Source organism: Ruegeria sp. YKSF57 (assembly GCF_059612585.1).
The window spans coordinates 146,534-163,775 of sequence record NZ_JBXWQW010000001.1; the positions used below are offsets into that span (position 1 = coordinate 146,534).

The following is a 17,242-nucleotide window of genomic DNA, read 5'->3' on the forward strand; positions in this document are numbered from 1 at the left end:
TGCCAGTCACCAGGTCTAAGTTGACGAATTTGCGAAAGTACTTGATTTCCAAGTCAAGGCCCTAGATTTTCCGACCGGAAATTCGCTGCGTAGGATTTGCCGTTTTCCGCAGAAAGAAAGCCCTCTGGATCTAGAAAGAAATGAACAGTCCATTGCACAAGACAACTGAAGAAATTCGCAACCACACCCTTCAACTATTTGCGGGTGTGTGTGGGGAACGAGACCGCCGTGGGAACGCAAAATTCTACAGAAAGGGAAGTGCACGAATTCTCGATGACTTTTTCTTTAGTTTTCTCGAGAAAGCGCGCATTCAGAATTTCATGGAATGTGGAGCGCATGAGGCGACGGCCTCACGCAAATTTCTGAATAATGGCGGGGCAAGAGCCATTACTATTGAAGCGAACCCTGATATTTTTGAACGCAAAACGCGAAACGTGAGCGAGCTTGGCGCAGAGGTTCTGAACGTAGGGCTTGCGGAAAAGGCTGGAACACTTGATTTTCATATCCCCGACAAGAATCTGGGGGCTGCATCATTTCGATCAAAGACGGATGGTGAAACAACAATCAAGGTTCAGACGACTACGATAGATGATTTGCGATTGAACCATGGGCTGAAAGGCAGTTTGGCGCTTTGGGTGGATGTTGAAGGATTTGCTTTCGAGGTTCTGAAGGGCGCAGAGAAAACGCTTGGAGATCCAGAAACCTTAATTCTCAAGGTTGAGATGGAACACCGTCCACGTTGGCGGGATCAGAGAACGTATCTTGAAGTTGCCTCTTTGCTCGAGGGGGAGGGCTTCGTCCCTATCGTTGGCGACATCGAATATGTTGACCAGTTCAATATCGTGTATGCCAGAAAAGATGTGGTCGCAGAGCACAGGGAATTGGTGGACTCTGTGCATAGTCGGATGCGTGATCTTGTCGAGCAGGCGCCAACCTGATCAATGGATTAGAATTCGGATCGGTATCGGCCGGTTGTGCTGATTGCCACCGATGGAATGCCAAAGACCGTAGCCTGCCGCACGGAGGCTCCCTCGTTCACAACGTGGGGCTGCGGTTCTGGATCATCCAGTCTCCACCCGGTTTCGTCGGTCTTTCTTTTTCTTCTGCACTCGCATAACCTCTGCTGCATTGCATCATCCTTGGGAGGGAACGGGGTGGCTGAACAGGAAAAACCGCTGCTGATCAAACGCTATGCCAGCCGACGGCTTTATAACACGGAAACCAGCGACTACGTGACGCTGGAAGATATCGCCGGTTTCATCCGGAGCGGGCGCGAGGTTCAGATCGTCGATCTGAAAAGCGGTGATGACCTGACCCGTCAATATCTGCTTCAAATCATTGCCGAACATGAAAGCCGGGGCGAAAACGTTCTGCCGGTGGGGGTGCTCAACGATCTGGTGCGCAGCTACATGCTGCCCGGTGGGGGCATGATGCCGCAATTCCTGCAAAGCTCGTTCGAGATGCTGCGCGAAAGCCAGACCAAGATGATGGAGAACATGAACGCAATGAACCCGATGAGCAAGATTCCCGGGTTCGAGGCGATGCAGGCGCAGCAACAGGCGTTTCTGAAGGCGATGACGGGCGGTTTGTCGGGAAACTGGTCGGCGCCGGGAAAACCCGACGAGGAAGAGAAATCGGAAAAGGGCGAGGATCTGGACGAGATCAAGAAGCAGCTGGCCGAGTTGCAGAACAAGCTGTCAAAGCTGAGCTGATGGTCTATTCGGGAAGGCCCGCGCGGCGCAGGCCTTCCAACCATCTTTCCCAATCTTCTTGGTAGCGAACGGGAACGATCTGGCGCACTTGGGAAATCGTCAGACCTGGCATTTTTTCCAGCAACCGGACGACGGATGCCTTTGCCTCGTCTGTCAGACCCAGCATGCCCAGCGCGGCCGCCTCCTGCCGCATCAGAGAGGCATAGGCGGGCGTGTCCTTCAATCCGGTGCGGGCGTTTTCGACGCAAATCTCGTATTGACCCGAGACATAGGCCGCAATCCCGTATCCTCCGCGCCAGAATGCGCGCAAGGGATCACGGGGCGAAAGAGCGATGGCACGTTCAAAGGCTGCACGCGACTCCTCGAATTGACCGCTCACACCATACAATGCGGCAAAGTTGCCGTAGCCGGTCGCAAGATTGGGGTTCAGCGTGACGGCGCGACCCAGATGGGTTTCGGCGTCTTCAAATTCGCGGGCGAATTGGTTGGCCATCCCGAGCAGCGCATGGGCATGCGCGTTGTTGCTGTCCAAATCGACGGCGATTTCCGCAGCGGACCTGGCGGATTGGATGGCGGCATTGGTGTCCCTGCGCCAGATATGCAGCATGGCGACCAGATCACAAACAGCGATACCCGCATGCGCATCGCCGAGATTGGGATCGGATGCGATGGCCTCGGTCAGCAGCTTGCGGGCAGTGTTGTTGTCGGATTGTGTGAACTTTCCCAGGTGCCAGCGGGCCTGAAGCACCTTGTCCCATGACGAGAGCTTGTCGGGCCGCTTGGCGCGAGCGCGCTGGGTTTCGGCCCCCAGCGTCTCGGGTGCGACCGCGGACACGATGGCCTGCGTGATCTCATCCTGAACCGCAAAGATGTCGTCGATGGCGCGGTCATAGCGATCGGCCCAGATATGCGCGCCGGTGGCGCCGTCGATCAACTGCGCCGTGACCCGCACGCGGTTGCCGGCCTTGCGCACACTGCCTTCGAGAAGGTAACGCACGCCAAGTTCGCGGCAGACCTGATCGACACGGATGGCCTGACCCTTGTAGGTAAAGGTGGTGTTGCGGGCGATGACGAAAAACTCGCGGAAATGCGACAGGGCGGTGATGATGTCTTCGGCAATGCCGTCCGAGAAATATTCCTGCTCGGGATCGGTCGACATGTTATCGAAGGCGAGAACCGCAATGCCGGGATTGTCCGGTACCGCGGCTTGTGGGCTGGGCGCTTTTGGCCGATCCGCAATCCAATGATGCACGCGCACCGGGTGGTCGATGTTTTTCAGGCTTTGCGGTCCGGCGTCCTGGAACGCGGCCTCGATGCGTTGGCCGATTCCCTGCCGGACGATGTCCGATATGCAGATGCCGCCGGGTTCGGCCAAGGTTTCAAGCCGGGCGGCAAGGTTGACGCCGTCGCCATAGATGTCGCCCGCCTCGTTGATGATGTCGCCAAGATTGACGCCGATGCGCAGGCGCAGGTCCTGCGCCGCATCTTCGCGCAACCGGGTCTGAACGGCGATGGCACAGGAAACGGCATCGGCGACACTGGCGAACTCGACCAGTGCGCCGTCTCCCATCAACTTGACGATCCGGCCCGAATGCTGCGTGACCAGAGGGTCGAACACGGTCTGGCGCAGTTTGATGAGCCGGGACAGGGTGCCTTGTTCGTCCCGCGCCATCAGCGCGGAAAAGCCAACCACATCGGCGGCGAGAATGGCGGCCAGTCGGCGCGGCATCAGATTCCTCCGGTTGGCGGGCAGGTTTGCCCACTACCGGGTATTCCAACAGAAAAACGGTAACTTGCCTACAACAAAGGTGGCGTGTCAGGTGCCGTAGACGGGAACGGGGTGCGTCGCCTCTGTCATCGCGGCCAGCAGGATGTCGGCAATTGCGTCCAGTTCGTCACGCGTCAGGCGCACCGGCAGGCGTACGTCGCAGGCCTGCATCAACATGGCGCGGGTCCGGGGCAACTCGACCTGTTCGGGCAGGAACTGCCAGTTCCAGAAGGCGCGGGCGTTGTCCTCGCTCAGGCCGAAAACCTGAACCTTGACACCGCGGGCCTCTGCCGCAGCCGCAAAAGCGCGAATTTCGTCTTCGGTCAGGCCGACAAGATTGAACTGGATCGAATCCGGGGCGCGGCGTTCGGGGGCCAGCGGTGCGGGGACGCGGATATGGGGCGAGGCCTGCAGGCGATCGGCCACATAATCATGGTTGATCAGCCCGTGGAAGACGCGGCGCGCAAGTTCCGGCAGTTGCGGGCGGATCACCGCGGCGCTGAGATTGCTCATGCGCAGATTGTAGAGTGGCAGCTTGTTCTGCCAGCGGGCAAAGGCCTGTTCCAGCTCGGGCGAGTTGTCGCCACGCGGGCCTTTGTGCTTTTTCCAGTTGTGTTCATAGGCGCCCGACATGATGACGGCCTGTGCGATCAGATCGGCATCATCGGTGATCAGGATGCCGCCTTCGCCGGCGTTGATCATCTTGTAGGACTGAAACGAGAAACAGCCGACCTTGCCGATGGTGCCGACATTGCGATCCGCCCAGGTGGTGCCAAGCGAATGCGCCGCATCTTCGATCACCGGGATGCCGCGCGCGTCGCACAGCTCCATGATCCTGTCCATGTCCGAGGTATGGCCGCGCATGTGGCTGATGATGACCGCCTGCACGTTGTCCAGTTTGGCGGTGAAATCATTGATATCAATTCGATAATTACCGCCCACTTCACAGAGCACCGGAATGCAGTCGGCATGCACGACAGAGGACGGCACAGCGGCAAAGGTAAAGCCGGGGATCAGCACGCGAGCGTCGCGCGGCAGACCCAGCGCCTTGAGAGACAGGAACAGAGCGGCAGAGCAGGAAGATACCGCCAGCGCGTATTTCGCGCCCAGAAGTTCGGCAAACTCGGTTTCGAGCAGCGCCACGGGCGCGTCCTGCGGCGCGGTATAGCGGAACAGGTCACCGGATTGCAGCAGCGCGTCGATGGCGTCGCGGGCGGCGGTGGGGATGGGTTCGGCGTCGTGAACGTTGGGCGGCTGTATCATATTTAGCTTTCCTGAATTCTAACTTCTGAAAAAGTAAATTCAGGATACGGCAATGCCAAGGCTGATTTTGCCGTTTCGGCGAAATTTCACTCAACTGTCACGATTATGGCTCAGACGCCGAGACGGTCCCGCAGCGAGAACCAGGTCATGGCCAGAACCAGCAGCGGATTGCGAAGGGCGGGGCCGCCGGGGAAGGGCATGGCGGGCACGCGAGACATGGTGTCGAACCCCTCGGCCTGTCCCTGAATCGCCAACGCCATGAGTTGCCCGGCATGGGTCGCCGTGCCGACGCCGTGGCCGGAATAACCCGAGGCTGACAGGATGTTGGGGGCCAGGCGGGTCAGATAGGGCATGCGGCGCATGGTGATGGCCAGCGTGCCGCCCCAGGCATAGTCGATGCGGATATCGCGCAGATGCGGGAAGATTTCGACCATCGGCTTGCGCACCTTGGCGGCAATGTCGGATGGAAAGCGATAGCCATAACTTTCGCCGCCACCGAACAGAAGCCGGCCATCGCCGCTGAGACGGAAGTAGTTCACCACGAATTTGGTGTCGGCAACGGCCACATCGCGGGTCAGTACTTTCGCGGCATCCTCTCCCAGGGGCTCGGTCGCAGCGATGAAGTTGTTGATCGGCATCACGCGCGAGGCCACTTTCCGGTTCAGCGTACCCAGATAGCCGTTGCAGGCCAAAACCACATGCTCGGCCGTTATCGAGCCGTTGGCCGTGCGCACCCTGGCCGGGCGGGCCTCTTCGATATCCAGCACTTCCGTCTGTTCAAAGATGCGAACGCCCGCCGCCTGCGCCGCGCGGGCAAGCCCCAGCGCGAAATTCAACGGGTGCAGATGCGCCGCCCCCATGTCCAGATAGCCGCCCCGGTAGGCCGGGGACGGGCAGAGACCCTGTGCTGCCTCGGCGTCCAGTGCTTCGATCTGGTCATAGCCGTAGCGAGCGCGCAGGTGTTCGGCATGGCCGAGCAGGTCGCGCCGTTCGGCATCGCTGAACCCAAAAGTGGCAATGCCGGGTTTCAGATCGCAGTCGATATCGTGGCGGGCAATCAGATCCTTGACCAGCGTCTTGGCATCCTCGGCCAAATCCCACAGCCTGGCCGCGTCGTCGCCGCCCATGAGTTTTTCAAGATCTTCCTGATCCATCCGCTGCGCGCTGCCCAGTTGCCCGCCGTTGCGCCCCGAGGCGCCAAAGCCAACGCGATGCGCTTCGAGCAGCACGACATCGAACCCGGCCTCGGCCAGGTGCAGCGCGGCAGAGAGGCCGGTATAGCCACCGCCCACCACGCAGACATCCGCCCGCACATCGCCGCACAGCGGCGGGCAGGGGGCCTGTGCATGCGCCGTTGCCGCGTACCAACTGGGCGGGAACTTTCCGCGCCGGTCATTGCTGTACAGCAGGTTCATCCCGCCCCCTGTCTTTTACTCGTTTCCCATCTGGAAATGCGCGACCGCGCCGCCCGGTTCAGACGTTGAGCAGAAGGTGCTCGCGCTCCCACGGCGAAATCACCTGCAGGAACTCCTCGTATTCCGCCCGCTTCACGATGCCATAGACGCGCGCGAATTCCGGGCCCAGCACCTCGTGCAGCTTTTCGGCCTCGTCGAAGAGATCCAGGGCATTGCCCATGACCTGCGGGATGTCGCCATCGCCCTCATAGGCGTCGCCATAGAATTGGCGGCGCGGGCGTTCCTGTTCGATCAGGCCCAGATACCCGCAGGCCAGCGACAGCGCGATGCCCAGATAAGGGTTGCAATCCATCCCGGCAATGCGGTTTTCGATGCGGCGGCTTTCGGGCCCCGACAGGGGCACGCGGATGCCGGTGGTGCGGTTGTCGCGGCCCCATTCCAGGTTGATGGGGGCGGCGTGATCCTTCACATAGCGCCGGTACGAGTTCACATAGGGCGCCATCACCGCCAGACCGGCCGGCATGTGGTTCTGCAGACCGGCGATGAAGTGATAGAAGGCGTCGGTTTCGCCCCCTTGCGGTCCCGAGAACAGGTTCTGCCCGGTTTCGATATCCACGATCGAATGGTGGATATGCATCGCCGATCCCGGCTCATCCTCGATCGGCTTGGCCATGAAGGTGGCAAAGCAGTCGTGACGCAGCGCGGCTTCGCGGATCAGGCGCTTGAAGTAGAACACCTCGTCGGCCAGTTTCACGGGGTTGCCGTGGCGCAGGTTGATCTCGAGCTGACCGGCGCCGCCTTCCTGGGTGATGCCGTCGATTTCGAACCCCTGTGCCTCGGCGAAGTCATAGATATCGTCGATCACGGGGCCGAATTCGTCGACCGCGGTCATCGAATAGGCCTGTCGCGCCGCCGCCGGGCGGCCGGAGCGGCCCATCATCGGCTCGATTTCCTTGGCGGGGTCGATGTTACGTGCCACCAGATAGAATTCCATCTCGGGCGCGACGATCGGTTTCCAGCCCTTGTCGAGATAAAGCTGCACCACCCGTTTCAGCACGTTGCGCGGGCTGAACGGAATCGGGTCGCCGTCGCGGTCATAGGCGTCGTGGATCACCTGCAGCGTCCAGTCGCCCGTCCAGGGCGCGGCCGTGGCGGTGGACATGTCCGGTTTGAGGATCATGTCGCGTTCGATGAACCCGTCCTCGCCCGCAGCTTCGCCCCAGTCGCCGGTGATGGTCTGGTAGAAGATGCTGTCAGGCAGGTGAAAATAGGTTTGGCGTGCGAATTTCGATGCGGGTACCGCCTTGCCGCGGGCAATGCCGGGCAGGTCCGAGATGATACATTCGACTTCGTCCAGCCGCCGCCCTTCGAGAAAATCGCGGGCGGATTGCGGTAAGTTGTCAGTCCAATCGGCCATCAGGCCCTCTCTTTCCTCAAAAAATCGGCCATGAAGCGTCCGATGGCCTTGCTGTCGTTTGGTCCGTCCTGCCGGTTCGCTGCCTCGTGCAGCAGATCGTCGGGCACCACGCCCTTGCCGCGTGTGCGCATCAGGCCATGCAGGAAGTCGTTGTCATATTCGGGGTGTGGCTGAACCGTCCAGATGGTGTCGCCATAGGCCACCACCGCGTTGCGGCAAAACTGGTTGCTGCCCAGCACGGTTGCCCCTTCGGGAAGTTCCGTCACCTGATCCTGATGCCAGGCGTTCAGGGTGACGGTATCCCCGTTCAGATCATAGTCGGTGCGCCCGACGGCCCAGCCGCCCTTGAATTTTTCAACCTTGCCGCCAAGCGCCTGCGCAATGATCTGATGGCCGAAGCAGACGCCGATCAGTGGCTGCCCCTGTTGCCGGATTTCCCGGATCAGGGTCTCGAGTTTCGGAATCCATGGAAGATCCTCGTAAGCGCCGTGGCGAGAACCGGTGATCACCCAGCCATCGGCATCGCCGGGGCCTTGTGGAAAGACGCCGTCGACGACCGCGTAGGTTACAAACTCGAACCCGTTGCCGCCCAGAAGCGCGCGGAACATGGCGTCATAATCGCCCGTGCTGTCGATGAGCATGTCCGGGGCATGGCCGGTTTGAAGAATGCCGATTTTCATGAGTCACCAAATTTGATCAAATTAAACCTAGCCGATCTGAGCTGACCCGACAAGGGGGGTCAGACGGCCTCCAGATAGCTGAGCCAGTGCGACTCGGCGGGGCGGTCCGCGAAGCGGAGGATTTCCTGACGCTTTGTCATCGCCATGAAGCGGATCAGATCCGCTGACAGGATACGGGCGATCATCGGGTCGGTTTCGAAAGCTGAAACCGCCGCAGACCAATCCGACGCGAGTTGGGGCAGCCCTTCTATCTTGTAGGCGTTGCCCGAGATCGGGGCGGGCGGGGTCAGGGAATCCTCGATGCCGACAAGGGCTGCGCCAAGCACAACGGATAGCATCAGGTAAGGGTTGATGTCGCCACCTGCGACCCGATGCTCGATCCTGCGCGCCACCGGTGCGCCGCCGGGGATACGGATGGCGGCAGTGCGGTTTTCGTAAGCCCAGCAAGCCCCTGTCGGTGCGTGTGCGCCGGGAACCAGTCGGTCATAGGAGTTGCCGTGGGGCGCGAAGATCAGCGAACTGCCCGGCATTGCGGCGAGGCATCCCGCGACTGCGGAAAGCAATTCCGGGGTGCCTTCGGATCCGCCGTTGTCGAAGATGTTTTTGCCCGCCGCGTCAAGAACGGAGAAATGCACATGCATTCCGTTACCTGCGTCATCGGCATAGGGTTTTGCCATGAAGGTGGCGGCAAATCCGTGCTTGCGCGCAAGGCCGCGCACCAACGCCTTGAATAGCCACGTATCATCGGCGCAGCGCATGGCGGCCTGGTGGTTCAGGTTGATCTCGAACTGGCCAATGCCGCTTTCGGAAATGGCGGTTTGCGCGGGAATGCCCATCGCTTCGCAACCGTCGTAAAGCTCGGTAAAGAAGGCGTCGAAGGCATCCATTTCGGCCATCGACAGCACGGATTCGTTGACCAGACGCCGCTTTGTGATCGGGTTGCGCGGCGGTCTTGGGCTTTCCCCCGACGCGTCCAGCAGAGTGAATTCAAGCTCGGTCGCCGCAACCACGGACCATCCCCGCCGGGCATAGCGGTCGAGAACGGCGGCAAGGGCATGGCGCGGATCGCCGGCAAACGGGGTGCCATTGTCGTGAAACAGGCACATCGGGACCAGCGCGGTGGGTGTTTCGAGCCAGGGCATCGGCACCGGGCCGCGATCAGTTGGCAACAAGGTGCCGTCCGCGTCGCCGGATTCGAAGACCAGGGGGCTGTCGTCAATGTCCGATCCCCACAGATCGACGTTGAGCGCCGAATACGGCATCCGCACCGCGCCCTTGTCGAGCTTGCCCGCGTAACCGGGCGGAACGCGCTTGCCACGCATCTGACCGTTCAGATCGCAAGCCGCGACGCGGAAAGTGTGCAGGGTGCTCAGGTCCATGGGTATCTCCATTGCTCTTGGCAAGAGATGTAGCCGAGCAAAAATGACTTGTCACGACATTTGATCAAATTATTTCCAGCTCTGAAACCGACGGGCGGGCGGTTGTTGGAACTGGTTCAGGTTCCGCAACAGCTTTGGCCGTCCTGGATGGGCGGGCAGGGGACGGTGCCATAGGAACAGAATACGCAGCAGTCGCCCGGCTTTGGATTCAACAGGGTCTCGCAGGACGTGCACTCATAGAACCACTGGCAACTGTCTGTCGGCATGACTTCGTCCTGCGCATGGCCGCAAATGGGGCAGGTGAGGGTGCTTTGAAGAACGAGATCGGTCATACGGGCCTCGGAACCAAGAAACGCCGGGCAGGCAGGCGTCGGGACGGAATCTGGTTCCCTCGGTCTGGATTGTCCAATCGCGATTGTGCGAGGGATTGCAGATCGAGTGCCTCCCAGGCGCGCCGTCCGAGTTGCGTTGAGGGGCGCTGCCCCTCAACAAGACATTCAATAAACGCGCTCAATGCGTTCTGTTGCTATTGCAACTGTTTGGCGTTGCATTCCCTTGCCATTTCGATGGCCTTGTAGGTTCCAGTCAGATCGACGGTGAATCCGAACTCTTTTTCAGGGAACACCGCCATGACCTTTTCCTTGGCTACCGCATCGACAAAGCCGGGATCGTCGGTCAGGACATATCCGCCGGAATACCCCTTGGTTATGTTCCCGCGCATGCCGGTGGCTTCCCCGACATAAAGGTTGTCGCCAAGAAGGATGGCAACGCCCTCTTTCTCGCCTTTCTTGATTTTGGTTTCGGCCTTGGTGAACACACCGACATATGCGACTCCGCGGTCGTCGGTCAGGCCCATCTGGACTACGTTCTCGGCCTCGTCGACGGCTTCGATCAGGCAGGATTTCTTTTCGTTGTCGATGAAGACCTTCCATCCCTCGACTTCGCCATATCGCTCAAATGTGTCGGCCAAAGCACTCAAAGGCGCCAATGCGCCAAATGCCAGGGCAATTGTTGTTGTACGAAAACTCAATGATTTTCCTCCATGTTCCGGCGCCCGGTTGTCAGATAACGAAAGCCCTGACCTTGCCGGAGCGCCCCGGGGGCAATGATCGCCACGCCAGCCCGGGTTTTGTCAAACGGAAATCTCGATGCCGAGATATCCGAACTTGATCTATGTCATGCAGTTATTGGAATGTGAATTATATTCTGATAGCAGAATGTGAAATCCGAAAGGAAACGCCATGCCTTTGAACTGGAAAACCGGTGGGTTTTTGCTGGGACTGGTCTTTTTTGCCGCCGTCCTGCTGGTCAAGCCCATTGGTGTTTCGACGCAATTCGTGATCCTTGACGGGATCGTGGCGGATATCGTCAATCCGGAACTCGTCACCCAAACGGACGAGGGGTACACCTCGACCAACGCCTATCTGGCGAAATCGGGTGGCAAATACGCCAAATCGGTTGCCAATCCGCTCAACTATTCCTTTGTCTTCGCGATCGCCATGATGATCGGCGGGTTCCTGTCCGTGCTGGCACGCGGCGGTCTGAGCGCGTCCGAACGCACCATGCCCGCCCTCTGGCGCGCCAATTTCGGGGACAGCCCGGTCAAACGCTATGCCGCCGCGTTCCTGGGCGGTTTCGTCGTTCTGTACGGCGCGCGTCTGGCGGGGGGATGCACATCCGGCCACATGATGTCGGGGATGATGCAGACGGCGCTCAGCGGTTACATCTTTGCCGCCGGAGCCTTTGCCGCCGCCATACCCGTTTCGATCATGATGTTCAGAAAGGAGGTCTGACCATGACTTCGATTCTTCTTGCCCTGCTGATCGGCGCCGCCTTTGGAGTCGTTCTTGATCGGGTGGGGGCCGCGAACCCCTCTTATATCAATGCGATGCTGAACCTGACCAATCTCAACCTTGCCAAGGCGATCCTGCTGGCGATCGGCACCGGCTCGGTCCTGATGTTCGGCGGCCAGATGCTGGGTCTGGTCGATGTGGGGCATATGTCGGTCAAGTCGGCCTATGTCGGCGTGTTTATTGGCGGTCTTTTGCTGGGCGCGGGCTGGGCGTTTTCGGGGTATTGCCCGGGTACCGGCGTTGTTGCCGCAGCATCCGGACGCAAGGATGCGCTGTTTTTCATTGCCGGCGGGTTGCTGGGCGCCGCAGCCTATATGGTGACGTATCCAGCATGGAAAGCCTCGGGTCTGTTAAGCGACATCGCCGGCGGCAAGGTCACGTTGGGCACGGTTCCGGGATCGAAGTTCGATGGGTTGACGGGGCTGCCCGGGGATGTTCTGGGCATCGCGCTTGGCCTGGTTTTCATCCTTGTGGCCTTTATCCTGCCTGAGCGGCTGGTCGGACAGGCGGCCGAGACCCAACCCGCCGAATAAGCGCCTACAGAATACGCGTGGCGACTCGCGCTATCATTCCCGCCACGTGTGTGCGGCCCGGCGTTCCGTGTTCCCGCCGGGCCGCTTTTCATTGCCCGATTCCTCCCTATGTTGGACGCAAGGACCCTGGGAGGAGCAGATGGACCGATTCGACAACAGTCCCGAAACCGCATTGCGCTGGCACCGGAAGGGTACCGGCGCGGCATTGGCGACCGTGGTCGAGACCTGGGGCAGCGCGCCCCGCCGGGTCGGAGCGCAACTGGCCATCGGTGGTGACGGGCGTATCGAGGGATCGGTTTCGGGCGGCTGCGTCGAGGGCGCGGTGATCGTCGAGGCGTTGGAGGCCATCGACGAGGGCGAGGCCCGCCTTCTGGAGTTCGGCGTCAGCGACGAAGACGCCTTTGCCGTCGGCCTGGCCTGTGGGGGCACCATCCGCGTGCTGGTGGAGCCGGTCGGATCGGTTCTGCCCGAGGTGATGCTGGCAGAACTCGTAACCGCGCGGGCCGGGCGTCAGCCGCTGGCCTATGAAGTCAACCTGGCCACCGGCCATCGGGAGTTGAAGCGCGGCGCCTATGCCGAGCGCATGCGCATGGATCGGTCGGGCTTTGAAGAGGACGGCCAGACCTTTGTGGCCGTGCACAACCCGCCCTTGCGCCTGATCGTCGTCGGTGCTGTCCATATCGCGCAGGCGCTGGTGCCGATGGCCCGCATCGCGGGTTATGATCCGGTGATCATCGACCCGCGCGAGGCGTTTGCGTCGGCCAAACGGTTTCCGGGCGAGGCGATCCTCACAGACTGGCCGGACGAGGCGGTTGCAAAGCTCGGGCTGGATGCGCGCACGGCACTGGTGCTGCTGACCCATGATCCCAAACTGGATGATCCCGCGTTGCAGGCGGCTTTGCGGGCGGACGTTTTCTATGTCGGCGCGCTCGGGTCGAGCCGCACCCAAGGCAAGCGGGTGGAGCGGATGAAGGCCGCAGGTTTCAATGACGCGGATATCGCGCGCATTCACGGGCCTGTCGGTCTGGATATCGGTGCCGCGGGGCCGGCGGAAATCGCCGTTTCGGTCCTGGCCGAGATGACGGCCGTGCTGCGGGGCAAGGCGTGAAATTCGGTCCGATCCCCGTCGCGCAAGCCAAAGGCGCGATCCTCGCGCATTCGGTGAAGGCCGGTGAACGCAAGCTGCGCAAGGGCATCACGCTGGGCGCGGATCATCTGGAGGATTTGTCCCGGGCGGGTGTCGTCGAGGTGATCGTGGCGCGGATGGAACCCGGCGATTGCCACGAAAACGAGGCGGCACAAACCCTGGCCGCAGCCCTGGTGCCCGATCCCGAAAAGGCCAACGTTCGTGTGACGGAGCCGTTCACCGGTCGGGTCAACATTCTGGCCGACGGTCCCGGTGTGGTCGTGCTGGATGTTGCGGCCATCGAGAAGTTCAATCAGGTGCATCCGATGATCACCGTCGCCACTGTGCCGCAATATCAGCAGATGGACGCGGGCGGCATGGTGGCGACGATCAAGGTGATTTCCTATGCCGTGCCGGGCATCGATGTCGAACGGGCTGCATCGCTGGCGCAAGGTGCGATCCGGCTGGTTCGGCCAGTGCATGCCTCTGCCGGTCTGGTGGTCACCGACATTCCCGGCGGCCCGCCGAACGACAAGGGCATCGCATCGGTCCGCGCCCGAATCGAGACGCTGGGCATGGAACTGGCGGATATCCGGACCGTGCCGCACACGATGCAGGATCTTGCTGAGGCGCTTGCCGTGGTGCGTGGGGACATCGTCTTGATCCTCACCGGCTCGGCTACTTCGGACCCGCATGATGTTGCGCCGGACGCGGTGCGCGCCGCCGGGGGGCAAGTCGACCGGTTCGGCATGCCAGTCGATCCGGGCAACCTGCTGTTTTTGGGGCTGATTGGCGCGCGCCCGGTGATCGGCCTGCCGGGGTGCGCGCGCTCTCCGGCGTTGAACGGAGCCGACTGGGTGCTGTCGCGCGTGGCTTGCGGAATCCAAACCACTGGTGCGGATATCGCCGCCATGGGCGTGGGTGGTTTGCTCAAGGAAATCCCCACGCGTCCGCAGCCGCGCGCAGGCAAAGCAAAGTGACGCAACGGCACTTTTGGCACCGTTCCAAACTGGCTTAGATGGTGCAGGTCAGGCGCGAAGCTTGCCCGGAAAATTGACAAATATTTTTGTTCTCAAAAGAAATTTGCCGTGTTTAACTCCGAAACAAGGGAGAAAAAATCAAAAGGGAGGATCTCATGACACAGGTCACCATGACCGTGAACGGCAAGTCCGTGAGCGGTGATGTCGAAGGCCGGACGTTGTTGTCCAGCTTTCTGCGCGATCACCTGTCGTTGACCGGAACCCATGTCGGATGTGACACCGCGCAATGCGGCGCCTGCGTGGTTCACGTCAACGGCGAGGCGGTCAAATCCTGCAACATGCTGGCGCTCGAGGCCGACGGGGCCGATGTCGGCACCATCGAGGGGCAGGCCAATGCCGACGGCTCGCTCAACGTGATCCAGCAGGCATTTCAGGATCACCACGGTTTGCAATGCGGCTTTTGCACACCCGGCATGGTGATGAGCGCATCGGCGCTGCTCAAGGACAATCCCAAACCGACCGAGGCGGAAATCCGCAAATACCTCGAAGGCAACCTGTGCCGCTGCACCGGCTACCACAACATCGTCAAGGCGATCATGGCCGCGTCCGGGCAGGACGTCGGTTCCATCGCCGCCGAATGATGCCGCTGCGGGCGTGACGACGACGCCCGTGGGAGAGGAGAGGGTGCGCAACTGCACCCGTTTATGGGAGGAGAACAAGCAATGCCCAAAGACAGTGGCATCGGAGCCAGTTCCAAGCGCCGCGAGGACGTGCGCTTTCTGACCGGAGCGGGCAATTACACCGACGACATCAATGTGCGGGGACAGGCCTATGTCTATTTCCTGCGCTCTGATATCGCACATGGAAAGATCAACAGCATCGACACCACGGACGCCGCGGCGATGCCGGGCGTGGTGCGCGTGTTCACCGGCGCCGATTTCGAAGGTGTGGGGGGCATACCCTGCGGCTGGCAGGTCAGCGACCGGCATGGAAACCCCATGCAGGAACCGCCGCACCCGATCCTGGCACAGGGCAAGGTCCGGCACGTGGGCGATCCCATCGCGGCGGTCGTGGCCGACAGCCTGGAACAGGCCCGCGACGCGGCCGAGGCCATCGTCTTTGACATCGAAGAACTGCCGGCGGTGATAGATATGAAGGCGGCGGCGCAGGACGGCGCCACCAAGGTTCACGACGATCTGACTTCGAACATCTGCTATGACTGGGTGATCGGCGAAACCGACGACGCCAAGGTGAACGAGGCATTTGCCAACGCCGCCCATGTCACCACGCTGGAACTGACCAACAACCGACTGGTCGCCAACCCGATGGAGCCGCGCGTTGCCGTGGCCGAGTACAGCCGGGGAACGGACGAATACACGCTCTACACCACCTCGCAGAACCCGCATGTGATCCGGCTTTTGATGTGCGCTTTTGTGCTGGGTCTGCCCGAGCACAAGGTCCGTGTCGTGGCCCCGGATGTGGGGGGCGGTTTCGGCTCAAAGATCTTCCACTATGCCGAAGAAGCGTTCTGCACTTTTGCGGCCAAGGCCTGCAACCGCCCGGTCAAATGGACCGCCAGCCGGTCCGAGGCCTTCCTGTCGGATGCGCAGGGCCGTGACCACGTCACCAAGATCGAACTGGCGCTGGATGCGGATAACAATTTTGTCGGGTTGCGCACGGATACCTATGCCAATCTCGGCGCGTATCTGTCGACGTTCTCCAGTTCGGTGCCCACCTATCTGCATGGCACGCTGATGGCGGGCAATTACACGACGCCGGTCATTCAGATCAACGTCAAGGGTATGTTCACCAATACCGTGCCGGTCGATGCTTATCGCGGCGCAGGTCGCCCCGAGGCGACGTTCCAGCTGGAACGGGTGATCGACAAGGCCGCGCGCGAATTGGGGGTCGATCCCATCGCGCTGCGCCGGCAGAACTTCATCACCCAGTTCCCCTATGACACGCCGGTGGCGCTGACTTATGACACCGGCAATTATCACGGCACGATGGACAAGCTTGAGGCCGCCGCCGACATCGCCGGTTTCGCCGCCCGCCGCGCGGAAAGCGAGGCCAATGGCAAGCTGCGCGGGCTGGGCATCAATTGCTATATCGAGGCTTGTGGCATCGCGCCGTCGAACATCGTGGGCATGCTGGGCGCGCGGGCAGGGCTTTATGACGCCGCGACAGTACGGGTGAACGCCACCGGCTCGATCAGCGTCATGGTAGGCGCCCACAGTCACGGGCAGGGGCACGAAACCTCGTTCCCGCAGATCGTGGCCGAGATGATCGGTATCGACGAGTCGATGATTGAAATCGTGCATGGCGACACCTCCAAGATCCCCTTCGGAATGGGGACCTATGGCTCGCGCTCGCTGGCGGTCTGTGGCTCTGCCATGGTGCGGGCGACCGAGAAGGTCATCAACAAGGCCAAGAAGATCGCGGCCCATCTGATGGAAGCCTCGGACGCGGATATCGAGCTCAAGGACGGCCAGTTCACGGTCGCGGGTACCGACAAGTCGGTGGCCTGGGGTGATGTCACGCTGACGGCCTATGTGCCGCACAACTATCCGCTGGAAGACCTTGAACCGGGGCTGGAGGAAACCGCGTTCTACGATCCGGCGAACTTCACCTATCCGGCGGGCGCCTATGCCTGCGAGGTCGAGGTCGATCCGGATACCGGCCAGGTTTCGATCCAGCGCTTCACCGCGGCGGACGATTTCGGCAATATCATCAACCCGATGATCGTTGACGGCCAGGTTCATGGTGGACTGGGCCAGGGGATCGGCCAGGCGCTGTTGGAAAACTGCGTCTATGACGAAAACGGTCAGCTGCTCAGCGCATCTTTCATGGACTATGCCATGCCGCGCGCCGATGACGTGCCGTTCTATGCGGTTGATCATTCCAGCCAGACGCCGTGCACCCACAACCCGCTGGGCGTAAAAGGCTGTGGCGAGGCCGGGGCCATCGGCTCGCCGCCTGCGGTGGTGAATGCGGTGATCGATGCGCTGCATTCGGCGGGCAAGCAGGTCGGTCATATCGACATGCCGGTCAGCCCGTCGCGCGTCTGGACCGCGATGCATGGTTGATCTGATCAGGGCGGACCGGGGGCCAGCCCC

General features: G+C 61.0%; 16 protein-coding genes. 8 read left to right on the plus strand and 8 right to left on the minus strand.

Annotated features, from left to right (window positions below; translation table 11 throughout):
• The first annotated feature begins 140 nt into the window (after positions 1-140).
• On the plus strand, positions 141-938 hold the full coding sequence (locus tag AC2FLX_RS00830) for an FkbM family methyltransferase (RefSeq protein WP_496807067.1): 798 nt from the start codon (positions 141-143) through the stop codon (positions 936-938).
• 216 nt (positions 939-1,154) lie between these two features.
• Entirely contained in the window at positions 1,155-1,712 is a 558-nt protein-coding gene (phaR, locus tag AC2FLX_RS00835; RefSeq protein WP_480749638.1) for a polyhydroxyalkanoate synthesis repressor PhaR, read from the plus strand.
• Between the two features lie 4 nt (positions 1,713-1,716).
• On the opposite strand, the gene AC2FLX_RS00840 is transcribed toward phaR, so the two are convergent.
• From AC2FLX_RS00840 to AC2FLX_RS00875, 8 genes are all read right to left on the minus strand, one after another.
• Positions 1,717-3,441: an adenylate/guanylate cyclase domain-containing protein gene (locus AC2FLX_RS00840; protein ID WP_496809541.1), complete on the minus strand. Its 1,725-nt coding sequence runs from the start codon at positions 3,439-3,441 to the stop codon at positions 1,717-1,719.
• 87 nt (positions 3,442-3,528) lie between these two features.
• Complete coding sequence (locus tag AC2FLX_RS00845; RefSeq protein WP_480749640.1) at positions 3,529-4,743, minus strand: DegT/DnrJ/EryC1/StrS family aminotransferase; 1,215 nt, start codon at positions 4,741-4,743, stop codon at positions 3,529-3,531.
• A 110-nt stretch (positions 4,744-4,853) separates the two neighbouring features.
• Complete coding sequence (locus AC2FLX_RS00850) at positions 4,854-6,158, minus strand: NAD(P)/FAD-dependent oxidoreductase (protein ID WP_496809540.1); 1,305 nt, start codon at positions 6,156-6,158, stop codon at positions 4,854-4,856.
• A gap of 58 nt (positions 6,159-6,216) precedes the next feature.
• Positions 6,217-7,575: a glutamine synthetase family protein gene (locus tag AC2FLX_RS00855; protein ID WP_496745920.1), complete on the minus strand. Its 1,359-nt coding sequence runs from the start codon at positions 7,573-7,575 to the stop codon at positions 6,217-6,219.
• Positions 7,575-8,255: a type 1 glutamine amidotransferase gene (locus tag AC2FLX_RS00860; RefSeq protein WP_496809539.1), complete on the minus strand. Its 681-nt coding sequence runs from the start codon at positions 8,253-8,255 to the stop codon at positions 7,575-7,577. The genes AC2FLX_RS00855 and AC2FLX_RS00860 overlap by 1 nt, the downstream gene beginning before the upstream one ends.
• Before the next feature lie 59 nt (positions 8,256-8,314).
• Positions 8,315-9,634 (minus strand): glutamine synthetase family protein, encoded by a 1,320-nt coding sequence (locus tag AC2FLX_RS00865; RefSeq protein ID WP_480749644.1) that lies wholly within the window; start codon positions 9,632-9,634, stop codon positions 8,315-8,317.
• A gap of 116 nt (positions 9,635-9,750) precedes the next feature.
• Complete coding sequence (locus tag AC2FLX_RS00870) at positions 9,751-9,966, minus strand: GDCCVxC domain-containing (seleno)protein (RefSeq protein WP_496809538.1); 216 nt, start codon at positions 9,964-9,966, stop codon at positions 9,751-9,753.
• 194 nt (positions 9,967-10,160) lie between these two features.
• Positions 10,161-10,664 carry a hypothetical protein gene (locus AC2FLX_RS00875; RefSeq protein WP_496745925.1) on the minus strand — a complete coding sequence of 168 codons (504 nt, stop codon included), beginning with the start codon at positions 10,662-10,664 and terminating at the stop codon, positions 10,161-10,163.
• 211 nt (positions 10,665-10,875) lie between these two features.
• On the opposite strand from AC2FLX_RS00875, the gene AC2FLX_RS00880 reads away from it, so the two are divergent.
• From AC2FLX_RS00880 to AC2FLX_RS00905, 6 genes are all read left to right on the plus strand, one after another.
• On the plus strand, positions 10,876-11,427 hold the full coding sequence (locus tag AC2FLX_RS00880) for a YeeE/YedE thiosulfate transporter family protein (protein WP_496809537.1): 552 nt from the start codon (positions 10,876-10,878) through the stop codon (positions 11,425-11,427).
• A gap of 2 nt (positions 11,428-11,429) precedes the next feature.
• Positions 11,430-12,020, plus strand: a complete 591-nt coding sequence (locus tag AC2FLX_RS00885; protein ID WP_496745927.1) for a DUF6691 family protein — start codon at positions 11,430-11,432, stop codon at positions 12,018-12,020.
• Positions 12,021-12,159: 139 nt separating this feature from the next.
• A complete protein-coding gene (locus tag AC2FLX_RS00890; RefSeq protein WP_496809536.1) occupies positions 12,160-13,128 on the plus strand; it encodes an XdhC family protein in 969 nt (322 codons plus the stop codon).
• On the plus strand, positions 13,125-14,126 hold the full coding sequence (locus tag AC2FLX_RS00895; protein WP_496807071.1) for a molybdopterin-binding protein: 1,002 nt from the start codon (positions 13,125-13,127) through the stop codon (positions 14,124-14,126). Before AC2FLX_RS00890 ends, AC2FLX_RS00895 begins: the two co-directional genes overlap by 4 nt.
• Positions 14,127-14,281: 155 nt before the next feature.
• Complete coding sequence (locus tag AC2FLX_RS00900) at positions 14,282-14,767, plus strand: (2Fe-2S)-binding protein (protein WP_496745933.1); 486 nt, start codon at positions 14,282-14,284, stop codon at positions 14,765-14,767.
• Positions 14,768-14,848: 81 nt separating this feature from the next.
• The gene (locus tag AC2FLX_RS00905) at positions 14,849-17,212 is read left to right on the plus strand and encodes a xanthine dehydrogenase family protein molybdopterin-binding subunit (protein WP_480749652.1); all 2,364 of its coding nucleotides are present in this window, start codon (positions 14,849-14,851) and stop codon (positions 17,210-17,212) included.
• Positions 17,213-17,242 lie beyond the last annotated feature (30 nt).

Excerpts from the sequence above, each read along its gene's own strand:
- AC2FLX_RS00830 (WP_496807067.1), top strand. The coding sequence starts at position 141 with ATGAACAGTCCATTGCACAAGACAACTGAAGAAATTCGCAACCACACC.
- AC2FLX_RS00840 (WP_496809541.1), bottom strand. The coding sequence starts at position 3,441 with ATGCCGCGCCGACTGGCCGCCATTCTCGCCGCCGATGTGGTTGGCTTT.
- AC2FLX_RS00845 (WP_480749640.1), bottom strand. The coding sequence starts at position 4,743 with ATGATACAGCCGCCCAACGTTCACGACGCCGAACCCATCCCCACCGCC.
- AC2FLX_RS00850 (WP_496809540.1), bottom strand. The coding sequence starts at position 6,158 with ATGAACCTGCTGTACAGCAATGACCGGCGCGGAAAGTTCCCGCCCAGT.
- AC2FLX_RS00855 (WP_496745920.1), bottom strand. The coding sequence starts at position 7,575 with ATGGCCGATTGGACTGACAACTTACCGCAATCCGCCCGCGATTTTCTC.
- AC2FLX_RS00860 (WP_496809539.1), bottom strand. The coding sequence starts at position 8,255 with ATGAAAATCGGCATTCTTCAAACCGGCCATGCCCCGGACATGCTCATC.
- AC2FLX_RS00865 (WP_480749644.1), bottom strand. The coding sequence starts at position 9,634 with ATGGACCTGAGCACCCTGCACACTTTCCGCGTCGCGGCTTGCGATCTG.
- AC2FLX_RS00870 (WP_496809538.1), bottom strand. The coding sequence starts at position 9,966 with ATGACCGATCTCGTTCTTCAAAGCACCCTCACCTGCCCCATTTGCGGC.
- AC2FLX_RS00880 (WP_496809537.1), top strand. The coding sequence starts at position 10,876 with ATGCCTTTGAACTGGAAAACCGGTGGGTTTTTGCTGGGACTGGTCTTT.
- AC2FLX_RS00885 (WP_496745927.1), top strand. The coding sequence starts at position 11,430 with ATGACTTCGATTCTTCTTGCCCTGCTGATCGGCGCCGCCTTTGGAGTC.
- AC2FLX_RS00890 (WP_496809536.1), top strand. The coding sequence starts at position 12,160 with ATGGACCGATTCGACAACAGTCCCGAAACCGCATTGCGCTGGCACCGG.
- AC2FLX_RS00900 (WP_496745933.1), top strand. The coding sequence starts at position 14,282 with ATGACACAGGTCACCATGACCGTGAACGGCAAGTCCGTGAGCGGTGAT.
- AC2FLX_RS00905 (WP_480749652.1), top strand. The coding sequence starts at position 14,849 with ATGCCCAAAGACAGTGGCATCGGAGCCAGTTCCAAGCGCCGCGAGGAC.